Annotated in this window: 15 protein-coding genes and 1 tRNA gene; 10 read left to right on the forward strand and 6 right to left on the reverse strand. The window is 54.9% G+C overall.

Features of this window, described 5'->3' with window-relative positions:
* The first annotated feature begins 72 nt into the window (after positions 1 to 72).
* Positions 73 to 342 carry a hypothetical protein gene (locus tag TCELL_RS03985; RefSeq protein WP_014737438.1) on the forward strand — a complete coding sequence of 90 codons (270 nt, stop codon included), beginning with the start codon at positions 73 to 75 and terminating at the stop codon, positions 340 to 342.
* Positions 339 to 1,181 (forward strand): XdhC family protein, encoded by an 843-nt coding sequence (locus tag TCELL_RS03990; protein WP_014737439.1) that lies wholly within the window; start codon positions 339 to 341, stop codon positions 1,179 to 1,181. The genes TCELL_RS03985 and TCELL_RS03990 overlap by 4 nt, the downstream gene beginning before the upstream one ends.
* Positions 1,182 to 1,187: 6 nt before the next feature.
* Here the strand turns inward: TCELL_RS03990 and TCELL_RS03995 are convergent, their stop codons facing one another.
* The gene (locus TCELL_RS03995) at positions 1,188 to 2,369 is read right to left on the reverse strand and encodes a DUF763 domain-containing protein (protein ID WP_014737440.1); all 1,182 of its coding nucleotides are present in this window, start codon (positions 2,367 to 2,369) and stop codon (positions 1,188 to 1,190) included.
* Between the two features lie 120 nt (positions 2,370 to 2,489).
* On the opposite strand from TCELL_RS03995, the gene TCELL_RS04000 reads away from it, so the two are divergent.
* On the forward strand, positions 2,490 to 3,020 hold the full coding sequence (locus TCELL_RS04000; RefSeq protein ID WP_014737441.1) for a nicotinamide-nucleotide adenylyltransferase: 531 nt from the start codon (positions 2,490 to 2,492) through the stop codon (positions 3,018 to 3,020).
* Positions 3,010 to 3,771 carry a competence/damage-inducible protein A gene (locus TCELL_RS04005; protein WP_052307214.1) on the forward strand — a complete coding sequence of 254 codons (762 nt, stop codon included), beginning with the start codon at positions 3,010 to 3,012 and terminating at the stop codon, positions 3,769 to 3,771. Before TCELL_RS04000 ends, TCELL_RS04005 begins: the two co-directional genes overlap by 11 nt.
* A gap of 7 nt (positions 3,772 to 3,778) precedes the next feature.
* Here TCELL_RS04005 and TCELL_RS04010 read toward each other — a convergent pair.
* From TCELL_RS04010 to TCELL_RS04030, 5 genes are all read right to left on the reverse strand, one after another.
* Positions 3,779 to 3,890, reverse strand: a tRNA-Met gene (locus tag TCELL_RS04010).
* Positions 3,891 to 3,959: 69 nt separating this feature from the next.
* Positions 3,960 to 4,892: an ABC transporter permease gene (locus TCELL_RS04015; RefSeq protein ID WP_014737443.1), complete on the reverse strand. Its 933-nt coding sequence runs from the start codon at positions 4,890 to 4,892 to the stop codon at positions 3,960 to 3,962.
* Position 4,893: 1 nt separating this feature from the next.
* Entirely contained in the window at positions 4,894 to 5,958 is a 1,065-nt protein-coding gene (locus TCELL_RS04020; RefSeq protein WP_014737444.1) for an ABC transporter permease, read from the reverse strand.
* Positions 5,946 to 7,526, reverse strand: a complete 1,581-nt coding sequence (locus TCELL_RS04025) for an ABC transporter ATP-binding protein (protein ID WP_048163076.1) — start codon at positions 7,524 to 7,526, stop codon at positions 5,946 to 5,948. Before TCELL_RS04025 ends, TCELL_RS04020 begins: the two co-directional genes overlap by 13 nt.
* A gap of 34 nt (positions 7,527 to 7,560) precedes the next feature.
* Entirely contained in the window at positions 7,561 to 8,586 is a 1,026-nt protein-coding gene (locus TCELL_RS04030) for a BMP family lipoprotein (protein ID WP_014737446.1), read from the reverse strand.
* A gap of 165 nt (positions 8,587 to 8,751) precedes the next feature.
* Between TCELL_RS04030 and rimI the strand changes: the two genes are divergently transcribed.
* The 6 genes from rimI to thrC all read left to right on the forward strand — a co-directional run bounded on the left by rimI (position 8,752) and on the right by thrC (position 14,543).
* Positions 8,752 to 9,222, forward strand: coding sequence for a ribosomal protein S18-alanine N-acetyltransferase (gene rimI / locus TCELL_RS04035; RefSeq protein ID WP_014737447.1), 471 nt, complete (start codon positions 8,752 to 8,754; stop codon positions 9,220 to 9,222).
* 97 nt (positions 9,223 to 9,319) lie between these two features.
* Positions 9,320 to 10,603 carry a homocitrate synthase/isopropylmalate synthase family protein gene (locus TCELL_RS04040; protein WP_014737448.1) on the forward strand — a complete coding sequence of 428 codons (1,284 nt, stop codon included), beginning with the start codon at positions 9,320 to 9,322 and terminating at the stop codon, positions 10,601 to 10,603.
* Positions 10,604 to 10,608: 5 nt separating this feature from the next.
* A complete protein-coding gene (locus TCELL_RS04045) occupies positions 10,609 to 11,823 on the forward strand; it encodes a 3-isopropylmalate dehydratase/homoaconitate hydratase family large subunit (protein ID WP_014737449.1) in 1,215 nt (404 codons plus the stop codon).
* Positions 11,823 to 12,335 (forward strand): LeuD/DmdB family oxidoreductase small subunit, encoded by a 513-nt coding sequence (locus TCELL_RS04050; protein ID WP_048163692.1) that lies wholly within the window; start codon positions 11,823 to 11,825, stop codon positions 12,333 to 12,335. The genes TCELL_RS04045 and TCELL_RS04050 overlap by 1 nt, the downstream gene beginning before the upstream one ends.
* A complete protein-coding gene (locus tag TCELL_RS04055) occupies positions 12,320 to 13,345 on the forward strand; it encodes an isocitrate/isopropylmalate dehydrogenase family protein (RefSeq protein ID WP_014737451.1) in 1,026 nt (341 codons plus the stop codon). The genes TCELL_RS04050 and TCELL_RS04055 overlap by 16 nt, the downstream gene beginning before the upstream one ends.
* A gap of 157 nt (positions 13,346 to 13,502) precedes the next feature.
* A complete protein-coding gene (thrC, locus tag TCELL_RS04060; protein WP_014737452.1) occupies positions 13,503 to 14,543 on the forward strand; it encodes a threonine synthase in 1,041 nt (346 codons plus the stop codon).
* The last annotated feature ends 4 nt before the right edge of the window (positions 14,544 to 14,547 follow it).

A 14,547-nucleotide genomic window follows, 5' to 3' on the forward strand; every position in this document is an offset into this window, starting at 1 on the left:
CGAGGTTCTTGAAGACTTCTTGGTTCGCCTTAAATAGGGAGTGCTCCGATTTAAATCCGACAAGTGACCTGCATGATTGCCAGGCTCACCAGGAGGACGATCATAATCCAGGAGGCGTACTCGCACTGGGACATACAAGACGTGTTGAACGACATCAACCCTATACTTTTGACAGGTAATTACCAACCAGTGTACTTCTTCGAGGGGTCGCCAATAATAGGGCAAGGAGGCTTCCACGTAATGATAAAACTCTCTAAAGAACTCACGGAGAGCGATTACAAAGTGATTAGGAGACTGTTAATGATGAGGGGCATAAACGTCGTCGAGGAGGATAGGATATGAAGCCGGAGTTCCTCTACAGTAAGTTGATAGAGGAGCTGTCTAAGAACAGAAGCGTAGCAGTGGTAACCCTTATATCCAAGGAGGGTAGTGGTCCCAGGGATATTGGAGCCCAAATAGTAGTGACAGAGGACGGGGCCAAGTACGGGACTATTGGCGGGGGGAGCCTCGAGAAGATAGTGGTCGAGGAGGCATTGAAGGCCCTGAGCGAAGGGAAGCCCAAACTCCTGAAGCTAGCTCTAAGGAAAGACAACATACCTAAAGACGCGATAGCTACTAACCAGATGTGCGGAGGAGTCGTAGAGGTCTTCATAAACGTCATACAACCCTCTCCTAGACTGATATTGGTTGGCGGGGGCCACGTTGGCAAGCCGATCGCGGACATCGCAAATATGGTTGGGTTTAGGGTCATCGTGATAGACGATAAGGAGGAGCTGGCCAACCCTGTTCGGTACCCCTACGCCGAGAGTGTGATCGTGGGGAAGCCCGACGACGAGGTCGGAAAGCTGCAGTTCGTCAAGAGCGACGTCCTAGTGATCGCCTATGGAGAGGTCGAGACGGACTACAGGGTTCTCAAGAAGCTGGTCGAGGTTAAGTTCCCCGGCCACGTCTGGGCTCTTTGTAGCCGTAGCAGGTGTGCGTGGATGTTGAAGAGGTTAATGGACGAAGGCTTCAACCTAGCCGATTTCAGGGGTAGGCTCCACATGCCTGCTGGCCTCGACATTAGTAGCGACACACCGGAGGAGATAGCTGTCAGTATACTAGCTGAGGTAATCTGCGTTAGAAAAGGTTGTGCAATGCCTGTGAAGTCTATGGACGTGTCGAACGTACTGATCAAGTAGCGAGGGCTAAATGTACTTCCCCACAACTCTAATCTTTAACTCCCTTAGTTTCTTGAACGCCCTGAGCTTGTCCTTGTCCCCTAGCTTGGCCCTGTTGATGATGTCCTCTAGTGTGGACACGACTTCCTCTGCCTCACGTCTCCTGACCCTATAGGGTACCCCGTCCTTCCCACCGATCGCGTACGAGTACACGAACGGGTCTAGAGGGGTGTCTACGCGGTCGTCGAACCCGGGTGGCTCGTCGTAGACGAGGTGGCTCACCAGGGCGAGCGCCCTCATGGTCTTAGCTCCCACGCCTCTCGCTAAGACGAGGTCTTCAAACCCGTCAACCACGACGTCTATGCTCTTAAACAGCCTGTGGACCTCGAACGGGTGCGGGAGAGGCTGGTAGACCAGCAGACCCTTGTCGCCGTACGCGACCCGCGTTATGGAGCCCGAGCCTGTCTCTGCAAGGTAGGTGGTCAAGCCCACTTGACCCTTCAGGCTGTTGTAGACCTGGCTATAAAGACTGGAGACTCTCTCTAGCCCTTCTTTCACTAGGTCGTCTAGTACACGCCTCAGCCCCTCGGCTCTGGAGTCGACGATGTTCAACACCTTGCCTGACGGAGTCCCGGAGACTGCCTCATGGGGGTCGCTGAAGAAACTCGTACCATGCTTCCAATGGTACCTCCTCGCAGTCTTCTTCTCTAGGTTCATGCCTTGCTGGACAATGCTCCAGACGCCGTTCTCTGACAGGAAGAGGGCGTGGTGGTAGAGAGTGTAGCCTGCCTGGAAGAGGGCCGAGTCCACTTTAGCTACCAGCCTCGACGCCTTCTCGAGTTCACGGACCTTCTCGTCGCCTAGGTCGAACAGCCTAGTAGCGGCCGCGACCTCCTGCGGGACCCTCCTGGCGTTGCCCCCCTTCCCGCCGAGTACCAGGAGGCCGAGGTCGGGGCTCCTCCACGTGACGCTCTTTAAAACACCAGTTAGCACTGTTGTAGACCCGCTACTGTCCCAGTCCATACCTATGACGTTGTTGAATCCCTGGAACCACAGCGGGTTACTAAACCTCTCGACGACCTTGTCTGGGCCGAACTCCTCCACCATGATCCTGAGTATTGCTAGAGACATCCTCTCCATAATCCTTAGTAGCCATGTAGGCACAGAGCCCTCGTGTAGGGGTAGCTCAGCCACGCCTTCCAGAGACATGGGCTACCTCTTCTTCAGTACTCAATTCTAGCATACGTCCCTTATAAGGCGGGGTGAAAGAGTTAAACCTCTGCGTGGATTATAGTGGTCTTCAGAGTACGAGCGAAGGGTTGAGCGATTTTGAAGAGGGCCCTATTCATTGGGAGGTTCCAGCCTTTTCACATCGGGCACTTGGAGAGCGTCAAACACATACTGTCAACTTACGACGAGGTCGTGGTAGTCGTGGCCGCCGCCCAGTACAGCTACACGATGGAGAACCCCTTTACTGCCGGCGAGAGGGTCGAGATGGTCAAAAGGGGGCTGGGCCCCCTCTACGAGCGGTCTTACATTATCCCGATCGATAACGTCCCAAGTAACTACGAGTGGCCGAGGCATGTGTTGAACTACACCCCGAGAGCAGAGGCTGTATTCAGCAACAACAGGTTTGTTAGGATGTTGTTCCAGGAGTACGGGTATAGGACTTACGAGACCCCCCTCGTCGAGGGGGTCAGTGGCAGTATCGTGAGAAGGCGTATGGCCGAGGGAGGAGACTGGAGGAGTCTCGTGCCCCCTCCTGTGGCGTCCCTCATCGACGAAATAAACGGAGTCGAACGGGTTAAGTCCCTGTACGCGATGAGGGTCTCCATGAGAGGCGAGAGGTTTGAAGGCTAAGGCTTCTATAATGGTGATCGGGAGCGAGATACTGAAGGGGGTCACTCTAGACACCAACTCCAACTGGCTGGCTAGGAAGCTCACTAACCTCGGCTTCGAGGTAGTCAGGATCCTAGTAGTCCCAGACTCCATAGAGGACATCTCGTGGGGGCTACGGGCACTGCTAGAGCTTTCCAGTCTTATCGTGACCACCGGCGGGCTCGGCTTCACCGAGGACGACATCACAGCAGAGGCGATCGCCAGCTCGTTGGGCTTGAAGCTCGATAAGAACGAGGAGGCCTTCAACATGATCAAGGCTAGGTACGGGGACGAAGCGTACAAGTACGTCAAGGCGGCGTTCATACCTGAAAAAGCGAGGCCTCTCCCAAACGAAGTTGGTGTTTCGCCCGGGTTCCTGCTGGAGTTCCAGGGGAGACTCGTCATCGCATTGCCGGGAGTCCCGGCCGAGATGAGGGAGATGTTCGAGAGGTACGTTGAGCCACTGCTTCAAAAGGTAACAGGGAGAGTCTCCGTGAAGGCGTCTATTGTGACAGGCCACATGGTGGAGGCCGAGGTGGACGGTTACATTAGAGACCTCAGGAGGCTGAGCGACGTCTACATTAAGACCCATGCCGAGAGGCCGGTGAAGGTGACGATCGTTGCCTACGGTAATAGCGCTGAGGACGCCTGTAATAGGCTTAACGAGGTCTTAGGCGAGATCTCCAAGAGGCTTAGAGTAGTCCACGTGGAGAAGACGGGGACTTGTAAATAGGAGCGAGTGCCGCCGCCGGGATTTGAACCCGGGACAACCGGATCTCCCCTGGGCCACCAACCTCGGTGACGTACCACCCGTATGAGTCCGGCGCTCTAGCCGGGCTGAGCTACGGCGGCTCCATCTTTAGAATAGAGATTGAGGAATCTTATAAATGTCAACGCGTAGACAAAAAGTGTTGAGCGTGTTCACTCCCTGATGTAGGGTCTCCCCAGCCACTTGGGGCCTCTTGCTTGTCTAGAGACTATTACGAGTGCTAGTGTTATGATCAGGTACGGTAGGGCTAAGAGGAAGTATACAAGGTCTGGGCGGCCTATAGCGTTGAAGTAGCTCTGAGTCGATATGGCCACCGACCACGATAGCCCGAACAAGAGTGCTCCTGCGAACGTCCTAACGGGGCTCCACTTACCGAAGTACACCAAGCCTATAGCTATGAAGCCTATCCCGTAAGTCAGGTTCTCGTAGAAGACCTGGGTAATGCCAATGCTCAAAAAGGCACCCGCCAACCCCGCTAGTCCTGCACCAACTAGCACCGAGACAGTCTGGATCATCGAGACGTTAACACCCATAGCGTCTGCGGCCTTGGGATTCTCGCCTACGCTCCGTATCCAGAGCCCGAGCTTCGTCCTGTTAATTAGTAGCCAGGCCAGCGGGACTAGGGCGTACATGAAGTACACCATGTCGAGCTGTTGGAAGAGCGAGGGGCCGATCACGGGTATATTCGCGAGCACGGGCACGCTCAGCGGCGTGGGTGGTGGGAGGTAGACCTCCTTCTCGCCGTATATGGTCCTGTAGAAGAAGTCCGACAACCCGAAGCCGAGGAAGTAGAGGCCCATTCCCGTGATAGCCTGGTTGAGTTTAAGGTAGACAGACAGGACTGCCAGGATTAACCCCATTAAAACCCCGACTCCAACGCCTGCCAGATACCCTAGGTACGTGTTACCCGTCTGGAGAGACACGTGGAAGCCTATGAAAGCGCCCAGGAGCATTATGCCGTCAATGCCCAAGTCTATAACCCCCGCTCTCTCGCTGATGACTTCGCCTATACCAGCTATTGCGAGCGGCGTGCTCAGCGTGACGCCAAGCGACAGGATCGATGAGACGATTCTCTCGAGGCTCAAGTCAGCTCACCTTTACGAGCTTGATCTCGTAGAACGCGAAGAGCGTGGTCACTAGAACGAACAAGTATATCAGGCCTTCCAACGCCTTCGAGAACGTGTAGGTTAGGTGGGTCGCGGTCTGGAGGAACGAGCTACCGCTGTAGATTGTCCCGAACATTATGGACGCGGCGATCACGCCCAGCGGGTGGTCTCTGGCCACTAGTGAGACTATGATCGATGTGTACCCGAGACCGATGGAGATCCCCTCGAACAAGTAGTGGAGGTTCCCGAGCACCTCCACGCCCCCAGCTATCCCGGCTAGTGCTCCACTATAACCCATGCTCAGGACGATGACTCTCTCCACGCCGAACCCTGCGTACCGGGCTAGGTCGGGGTTTGACCCAGTGACCCTTATTTTGAACCCGACTTCCGTGTTGAACAACAGGAAATAGGAGAACACAGCTAAGGCGACTGCTATGACCAAACCAGCGTTCAGTCCCGAAGACGGCTCTAGGATTGGTAGCGTGGCTGTGACTGGAGGCGACATTGGGTAGAGCTGGGGGCCGGGTAGTCTGAGGGGGCCTCTTATTATCCACTGGAGGATCCTGTAAGCGAGCCAGTTTAGAATAACGGTTGTCACGACCTCGTTCACGTTCATGTAACCCCTGAGAACGCCCGGTATGGCGGCCCAGAGAGCTCCCCCTACAGCTGCTAGTAACATCGCTAATACGACTACGAGGGCTGGGTGCAGCGTCTGTTGTAGTTCGACTGCCACGTAGGTGGCGAGGATTGCCCCTACAATATACTGCCCCTCGGCGCCCACGTTGAGGACGCCAGCCCTATTCGATATAGCTATTCCGGTCGCCATGAGCATGAAGAGCGTGGCCTGTACGAGCGTCTGCATAAACCCCGGGAAGGTGGTCAACGAGCCGCTAACAAACGCGGTGTAACCGGATATGGGGTCTACACCGGCCCACACCATCAATAATCCTCCAACAAAGAACGCTAGCGCGAAACTGGCCACCGGCGCGAGTACTATCGCAAGAGGTTTAGCAGGCTTAGGCCTGATCCTGATCACGTACCCCATGCCCTCTCGACCTCCTCCTTACTCATTCGCTTCGCACAGGACATCATAAGACCGACCTCCTCCATACTCAGCTCCCCGGGCCTGAAAACACCCATAACCTCACCGTTACATAGGATGACTACCTTATCACTCAACTCGAGTACTTCCTGGAGATCGCTCGAGATCAGCAGGACTCCCGCGCCCGCCTCGCTCATCTCGACGATCATCTTTCTAACGAAGTTGGTGGCGGCGATATCTAGGCCTGCTGTGGGCTCGCCTGCTATCACTAGGAGCGGCTTTCTTTCGAGTTCTCTCCCCACGATCAGCCTCTGTATGTTCCCCCCTGACAGCTTCCCTGCGTTGGTGAAGACGCTCGGGGTCTTCACACTGAACTTTTCCACAACTTTTTTAGCGTAGTCGACCATCCCCTTCTTGTCAAGTACCCTTAACCCGATCCTGTCAAGCAGACTTTTCCTACCCTCGAGATGCACCTTCTCTAAGTATATGTTCTCGTACACCGGTAGTTCAGCCGCAACACCGTATCTCAACCTGTCTTCAGGGATCAGGGACACCCCCATCTTGATCCTCTCGGCTGTAGGGGAGCGAGTAATGTCCTTCCCCTCTAGCAGAATCCTACCCCTCCACGCGGGTCTCAAGCCGTATATCGCTTCAGCAAGCTCTCTCTGACCACTACCAGCGACTCCGGCGACGCCGACGATCTCGCCCTTCCTGACGACCAGGTTAACGGCTTTCAGGGAGTCCTCTCCCCTGTCGCCTTTCACCCACAAGTCAACTACCTCGAGTAGTTTACCGGCCGGTCTAACATGCTTTCCGAACTTCTCCTCGATATTAACTGCTCTCGAACCTATCATAAGCGTTGCCAGCAGTTGCTTGGTAGCCTCGTGTCCAGCGAGCTCACCTACTACCTTACCTGCTCGCATGACCACGATCCTGTCTGCGATCTCCATGACCTCGTCTAATTTGTGGCTTATGAAGACAACGGATATCCCCCTACTCTTCAGGTTGCGTATGGTCTTGAACAGCTCTCTTACCTCGATCGGCGACAATACCGATGTTGGCTCGTCTAGTATTAAAACCTCCACTCTCCTGTAGAGCGCCTTAAGTATCTCTACTTTCTGTTTTTCGCCCGCCGACAACTCGTATGCCTTCTTCAAGGGGTCTACGTAAAGCCCGATGGTTTTCATGAACTCGTCGATCTCCTTAGCCAGCTTCTCCAAGTCGTAGAAAACTTTAAACTTCTCCGCTCCCAGAACTATGTTCTCCGCTACTGTCAAGTCGTCCACTAGTGTGAAATGCTGGTGAACCATCCCTACACCGTTCTCAATCGCGTCCCGCGGCGAGCGGTGCAACACTTTTCTCCCTTTAATGTGTATTTCGCCCTCGTCAGGAAGGTAGAGGCCGTACAGGACGTTCATCAAGGTGGTCTTACCGGCACCGTTCTCGCCTAGTATGGCTAGTACTTCGCCCCTACAGATCTTTAGGTCGACGTGGTCGTTGGCTACGACCCCTGGAAACCTCTTGACTATACCTCGCATCTCAACTATGGCTTGGCACTCGTTAGAACTCATGGGGGCCACCGCAGAGGTGTTTGGGTGGAAAAAACTAAGGAGTGAACCCGGTGCTTATAGTCCCGTTTATAATCCCCTTTATCACGTCCTGTGCTTTTTGCCATAAGTCGCTAGGACAGGCGCTACCCTGTATAAGCTTAATCCCGCCGTTGGCTAGGTCAGCCCAGTAGTACTGTCCTCCACTAGCTAACTTCCCTGACAGGTAGTCGTTGTAGAACTGGGAGTACACGGCACTCCAGTCCCACACCTCTCCTACCAGCAACTGCTCGGCGTATAGTTCTGGGTGATACGTCGAGCTCGGCATTATGAAGACGCCGGGGAACTCCTTTACAGCGCTTATTGCGCCGAGCTGGACTCCGTCACCCATGGACTTTATGACGTCTACGTGGTACTGCTGTATGAGACTCTCGGTAGCCAGTTTAGCCTTTGTCACGTCGTGGAAATCACCAGTGTAGACTACGTGTAAGACCTTGTCCGGGTCGTAGCCAGCGTACTTTATACCGTTCCTTAGGCCGATCTCGCACAAACCGAGCTCGGAGACATTCATCCCGGCTACGTAGCCTATCTGCTTCGTTTTAGATATCTGGATGGCTATATACCCCTCGACGAAGCAGGACTGGTCTGTCCTAATGTTCGCTCCGCTTACCTGTGGTCCTACGTACTCTTTGGCTCCAGCTATAGCGAGGTAGTAGACGCCCGGAGTCTGGCTGGCTATCTGCGCGAAGGGCGGGCCGAACTGAAAGCCGACACCGACGATTAGTTTGTACCCCTGCTGGGCGTACGACTTAGCGACGCTAACGATCTGCGTAGGGTCGTAGACTCCTTGAACCCACGCGTACTTGACTTCGGGGTGAGATCCGACAAACGATAACATTGACTGGTATCCGGCCTCGTTCCACGCCGTATCTGTTATACTTCCAGGAAAAATGAACGCCATCGCAACCTGCATCGGTGTCGTGACCGTTGTAGCTGGTCGCGTGACATTGGCGACGTAGTAGCCTACAAGACCTGCAACAACAGCTATTATAACTATAATTGCTACCAACAAGCTCTTACTCATACCACTCGCCTATTGTTATATATTTCCTTGGTTGGAATAAATAAACGTAGTCTTTTTTTATATGCTTTATTACAAAAACCCCAAAAATCAACACAACTAGATAGACTGTTCGAGTAAGCCAAAATATTAGGAGTCAAAGAGATCGCATGAATTCTGGTCGTGTAGATGGCGGTGGCCGGAGTCGAGATAAGAGCGTCTAGGGAGGAAGACATCCCCACACTACTGGAGATCGAACGGGAGTGTTTCCCACCAGACCTGGCTTACGACAGGTCGGTCTTCGAGGAGCTATTTACGATTATTAACGGGGTTGTACTAGTAGCCGAAGTAGGTGGAAGAGTCATTGGGTACGCGGCTGGGGTCGTCGAGGAGGGTTATGGGCACGTAGTCTCGATTGCTGTGGCTCCCAGCTGGCAGGGGAAAGGGGTCGGGTCACTCCTTCTCGAGAAACTCGAGGAGAAGTTGAGGGGGCTCGGAGCGGCGTGCTTTGTGCTAGAGGTCGCTGTAGACAACGAGAGGGCACTAAGGCTCTACACAAAGAGTGGTTACCGTGTAGTACGCGTACTCAAAGGTTACTATGGTGGTAGAGACGGGTTTCTAATGGTCAAGGGCTGTCTATACTTAAACGAGCATGCATAATCGGAAGTGTACAAGTTCGGTCTTTCACCGTTTTCTTTATATGTCAAAAGTTAACGTTTATATATGGGCTGATTCTCTATGTATTCCACGATAAGCCATGGATCGGCTGTTTAGGGACGTTTTCCCGTTTACCGAGCCTCCCAGGGTCAAAGTCGTTAACTGGGCTAAGACTGTCCTCTCCAAGATCTACTTGACCGACACGACACTTAGAGACGGGCAGCAGGGGTGGAAGTACCTCAGTGTAGAAGAAGGGCTCGAGATCTACGAGTTACTCCACGAGATCGGGGGCAAGGGGTCTATACGCTCAACAGAGGTCTTCCTCTACACGGGGCGTGACAGGGCTCTCGCAAAGGCTATAATGGAGAAGGGCTACGAGTACCCCAAGCCGGTGGCGTGGATCAGGGCTAGTCTCCAGGACCTCAACCTGGTGTCCGAGACAGGTCTAGACGAGGCCGTCGTTTTGATGTCGATATCGGACTACCACATAGTCTACAAGTTTAACTCGACTAGAGACGTGGTTATCGGTAAATACATTAGCGTAGCTGAGGAAGCCTTCAAGAGGGGTATTAAGGTCAAAGCGTCTCTAGAGGACGTGACCAGGGCGGACCTGGACAACGTGGTGATACCCTTCCTCCAGAAGTTGATCAACCTGAGCGAGAAGTACGGAGTTCAGCTGAAAGTCAAGCTACCTGACACACTCGGCGTGGGGATGCCTTTCGAGTTCGTTCCGCCGCCACGGGGTATACCAGCCCTCGTCACACGCATCAGGGAGAAGACGGGCCTACCAGAGGAGGACATCGAGTTCCACGGGCACAACGACCTGGGGCTAGCTGTAGCGAACCACCTTGCAGCCTGGTTTTACGGCGCGGCGTCCTCCAACGTCACACTTCTGGGTATAGGGGAGAGGGCGGGCAATTGCCCCCTGGAGGTCATGGCGATCCACTACGCTGGCATAAAGGGGTTGTCGGACATTAACCTTAAGCCCCTGGGGAGGGTCAGGGAGCTATTCGAGAAGATGGGGTACAGGGTGCCAGATCATCTGCCCATACTTGGCAAGAACGCCTTCAAGACCAAGGCCGGGATCCACGCGGACGGTCTGCTCAAGAACCCTGAGGTTTACCTGCCCTTCGACCCCTACTACCTCTTGGGCATCCCCGTGGGCGTCGAGATCACCCCCCACTCGGGGAGGGCCGCCGTGGCTCTCTGGTTAAAGCAAGTACTGGGCGAGGACTCTATCTCGAAGGACAGCCAGGCAATACAGCAGATCTTCGACGAGGTAGTCCAGCTCTTCGAGAAGACTGGTAGGACACAGCCCCTTACAGACGAGGAGATGCTCGAGATCGCGTCGAAGTACTACCCAAAGTTGAGGGAAAAGCGGTGATTTAATTGCCGTTTATCGAGAGACTTTTGTCGAAAAGGCTCGGCAAAGAGGTCTCTCCGGGAGACATGGTCTTTGTACCCGTTGACCTTGTCTACGCGCACGACGGTACCGCCCCCCTCGTCATAGAAGTTGTAGTCAACGAGCTCAAGCTGGAGAAGAGGCTCGCGCGTAACAAGGCCTTCTTCTTCATAGACCACGCGTCCCCCGCTCCGACACTGGCTGCCGCGTCTGTTCACAAGAAGATGAGGGAGTTCGCGTCGAGGTTCGGGATAGGCCTCTTTGACGCCGGCGAAGGGATCAGCCACCAGCTCGTGATCGAGAGCGGCCTGGCCGGCCCAGGCGAAATAGTGGTAGGAGCAGACAGCCACACGCCCACGGTAGGCGTCACAGGAGCCCTAGCCTTGGGTCTCGGCAGTACAGACGTCGCGGTTGCCCTATCCTACGGGTACACGTGGTTCACGGTTCCCGAGACCGTCGAGGTGGTGTTGATGGGCACCCTCAAACACATGGTGATGGGTAAGGACGTCGCACTTTGGCTTCTCGGGTTGAAGGACGTGGAGAAGTTTCACGGGAGGGTAATCGAGTACGCCGGAGACCTACAGGCGATCGGACTCGATGGTCTTGCGACGCTGACCAACATGTCCACGGAGATGATGGCAGTGACCTCAGTAGTACCCCCCGAGGGTCTACGCGAGCAGACCAATGGATCGTGGATGGGTAGTGATTACGTGGACGAGATCAGCGTTCAACTAGACGAAGTAGAACCCATGGTCGCGAGGCCGCCCGACGTGTTCAACGTAGCTCCAGTGAGCTCAGTTGAGGGCGTCGAGGTCGACCAGGTGTTCATAGGCTCGTGTACGAACGGCAGGTTGGAGGACATGGAGGTAGCCGCGAAGATCGCCAGAGGGAGGAGGGTTAAGAGTGGTGTGAGGTGTATAGTCGCACCGGCCTCGAGGAAGGTCTTGTTAGAGTCTCTTGATAGAGGCTACATTGATATTCTCTTAAAGGCGGGGTGTATACTGTCGCCCCCGACATGCGGTCCCTGCGTAGGAGCCCACATGGGGCTACTAGCAGAGGGCGAGGTCGCCGTGTCTACTACCAACAGGAACTTCCCTGGTAGAATGGGACATAGGAAAAGCGAGGTCTATCTCGCCTCGCCTGCTACGGCCATGGCTTCCGCTCTGACCGGGAGAATAACCGACCCGAGGGTGTTCGCATGATCATAAGGGGGAGAGCTATCAAGCTAGGAGACGACATCTCTACAGACCACATAATATCCGGTAAGTATAAGTTCGAGTTCATAGACGACATATCCAAGATGATACCCCACGTGCTAGAGGACGTGATACCCGAGTTCTACAAGAAGGTCAGTAAAGGGGACATCATAGTAGCTGGGAGGAACTTCGGTAAGGGTTCTAGTAGAGAGCACGCGCCCAGGCTCCTCAAGATGGTCGGCATAAGTGCCGTTGTAGCTAAGAGCTTCGGCTTCATATTCTACCGGAACAGCGTGAACATCGGTCTCCCGGTCGTCAAGGCGAAAGTCATACCGGACACGGCCGAGTCGGGCGACGTAATCGAGGTCGACCTGGCGAGAGGGATCGTACGCGACATCACTAAGGGTGTGGAGGAGAAAGTGCCCCCCTACCCTCCCGAGTTCCTGGAGGTGATCTCGGAGGGGGGTATTGTGGAGTACATAAAGAAGAGAGGTGGCTTACCGTGGTCTACAAGATAGGGGTCGTTAGAGGAGACGGTATAGGCCCCGAAGTCGTCGAACAGGCGCTGAGGGTTTTGTCCTTCATCGGCAACTTCGAGTTCGTGGAGCTGGGTATAGGGTACACCTACATGAGTAGACACGGCGAGCTCTACCAACGAGACTTCTTCGACGTTGCGAGGGGTCTGGACGCGGTTTTGAAAGGCCCGCTCAACACCCCTTGGGACAGGCGGGACTTTAGGAGCTTGAACTACCTGATACGTAGAGAGCTCGACCTCTACGCAAACGTCAGGCCCTTCAAGAGCTACGAGGGCTTGTCCCTGGGTAGGTTCGACTTCACGATCGTCCGCGAAAACCTCGAAGACCTCTACGTTGGCGTTGAGGGCGAGGTGGGGGGTGTAGCGGTCTCGGTCAGGTTCACCTCGAGACAAGAGGCCGAGCGCGTATCGCGGTTCGCGTTCGAGTACGCTAGACGCGAGGGGCTCGAGAAAGTGACGCTGGTGCACAAGGCCAACATCTTGAAGTACACTGACGGGCTACTACGCGAGACATTCTTTGCGGTCGCCAAGGATTACCCGGATATCAGGGCCGAGGAAGTGCTCGTCGACACATCGGCGTACAAGCTAGTCAGGGAACCCTCCTCGTTCAGGGTGATCTTGACCCCCAACCTCTACGGTGACATCTTGTCCGACCTAGCCGCCGCACTTGTTGGGGGGCTAGGCCTTTGCGGGTCAGCCCAGATCGGGCCTCGGACAGCCGTTTTCGAGCCGGTTCACGGGGTAGCCTTCGATATAGCGGGTAAGAACCTCGCAAACCCCTACGGCATGCTGGAGGCGACGAGACTTCTCTTGAAGTACCTCGGGTGGTCGAGGGGTGACAGTAGCTTGTTGAAGTGGAGCAAGGCTTTAGAGGGCGCTATTAGGAGAGCAGTCCAGGAGCAGGGAGCGGTCACACCAGACCTGGGGGGTAAGTACCACACTAGCGAAGTGGGAGACGCGGTACTGAAGAACCTCTCGAGTGAAAACAGTTAAATCCTCCTCGTCGTAATATACGTCCTTCAATGCTTGGAACGGGTGTTAGCTTGGAAACGAGTTAAACCCGATAAGGGAAGACGTCTTCTTAAGATGTATCAAGTGCGGGGCCGTCTATAGGGGCGACCCCCGCCTCTTCAAGTGTCCGAGGTGTGGTGTGCCTCTCGAGGTTGTCATCAAGGGGTTGCGGTTCGAGACATCAAGTGCGAGGGGTGTGTGGAAGTACAAGCTGATGTTGCCGGTGAAGAAGGAAGTCGAGCCTGTATCGCTCGGTGAGGGCGACACCCCTCTCATACCCTTGAAGAGCCACAAGCGGCTGTTTGTGAAATTCGAGGGCGCAAACCCCACGGGAAGCTTCAAGGACAGGGGTATGACCCTAGCTGTCACGATCGCAAAGTACATCGGTGCTAAAAGCGTCGTGGTCGCTAGCACCGGTAACACCTCGGCATCGGCGGCCGCGTACGCGGCAAAGGCTGGGCTCGAGTGCCTGGTCTACTTACCCAGGGGCTCAGTGGCTAGAGGCAAGCTCTTCCAAGCCCTACTACACGGTGCCAAGGTGGTCGAGGTGGACGGGAACTTCGACGAGGCTCTAGAAGAGGTTATTGCGAGGTATGTCGACAATACCCAAGGGCACGTATACCCTCTAAACTCAGTAAACCCCTGGAGGCTCGAGGGGCAGAAGACCATAGCGTTCGAGATATACCAACAACTAGGGTTCGTACCCGAAAACGTGGTCGTACCCGTCGGTAACGCCGGCAATATATACGCTATATGGAAGGGGTTCAGGGAGCTCCGCGAGGTTGGGGTTACTGACAGAGCACCTAGGATGATAGGCGTTCAGGCCGAAGGCGCCTCACCCGTCTTCAAGACATGGCTCGCAAAAGCCGACGAGCTATTACCCGTTGAGAGACCGTATACGGTGGCTACAGCAATAAAGATCGGGAGACCCGTGAACTGGCTAAAGGCCCTCACTGCCGTTAGGGAGTCGAACGGCTTCATGTTATCGGTCAGCGATGCCACTATCTTGGAGGCGCTCAAGACACTCGCGAGGAGCGAGGGGATCGGCGTAGAGCCCGCCTCGGCAGCACCATTAGCAGGGTATAGAGTTGCGCTCGAGCAGGGGCTGATAGGGCAGGACGAGACCACTGTGCTCGTAGCCACAGGTCACGCGCTGAAAGACCCCGAGGTAAGGTTCTGAAGAC

This window comes from Thermogladius calderae 1633 (genome assembly GCF_000264495.1).
Lineage (GTDB): Archaea > Thermoproteota > Thermoprotei_A > Sulfolobales > Desulfurococcaceae > Thermogladius > Thermogladius calderae.

Bases quoted from the DNA above. Each gene is read 5' to 3' on its own strand.
- TCELL_RS04025 (WP_048163076.1), bottom strand. From the start codon at position 7,526: ATGAGTTCTAACGAGTGCCAAGCCATAGTTGAGATGCGAGGTATAGTC.
- TCELL_RS03995 (WP_014737440.1), bottom strand. From the start codon at position 2,369: ATGTCTCTGGAAGGCGTGGCTGAGCTACCCCTACACGAGGGCTCTGTG.
- TCELL_RS03985 (WP_014737438.1), top strand. From the start codon at position 73: ATGATTGCCAGGCTCACCAGGAGGACGATCATAATCCAGGAGGCGTAC.
- TCELL_RS04030 (WP_014737446.1), bottom strand. From the start codon at position 8,586: ATGAGTAAGAGCTTGTTGGTAGCAATTATAGTTATAATAGCTGTTGTT.
- TCELL_RS04040 (WP_014737448.1), top strand. From the start codon at position 9,320: ATGGATCGGCTGTTTAGGGACGTTTTCCCGTTTACCGAGCCTCCCAGG.
- TCELL_RS04020 (WP_014737444.1), bottom strand. From the start codon at position 5,958: ATGGGGTACGTGATCAGGATCAGGCCTAAGCCTGCTAAACCTCTTGCG.
- rimI (WP_014737447.1), top strand. From the start codon at position 8,752: ATGGCGGTGGCCGGAGTCGAGATAAGAGCGTCTAGGGAGGAAGACATC.
- TCELL_RS03990 (WP_014737439.1), top strand. From the start codon at position 339: ATGAAGCCGGAGTTCCTCTACAGTAAGTTGATAGAGGAGCTGTCTAAG.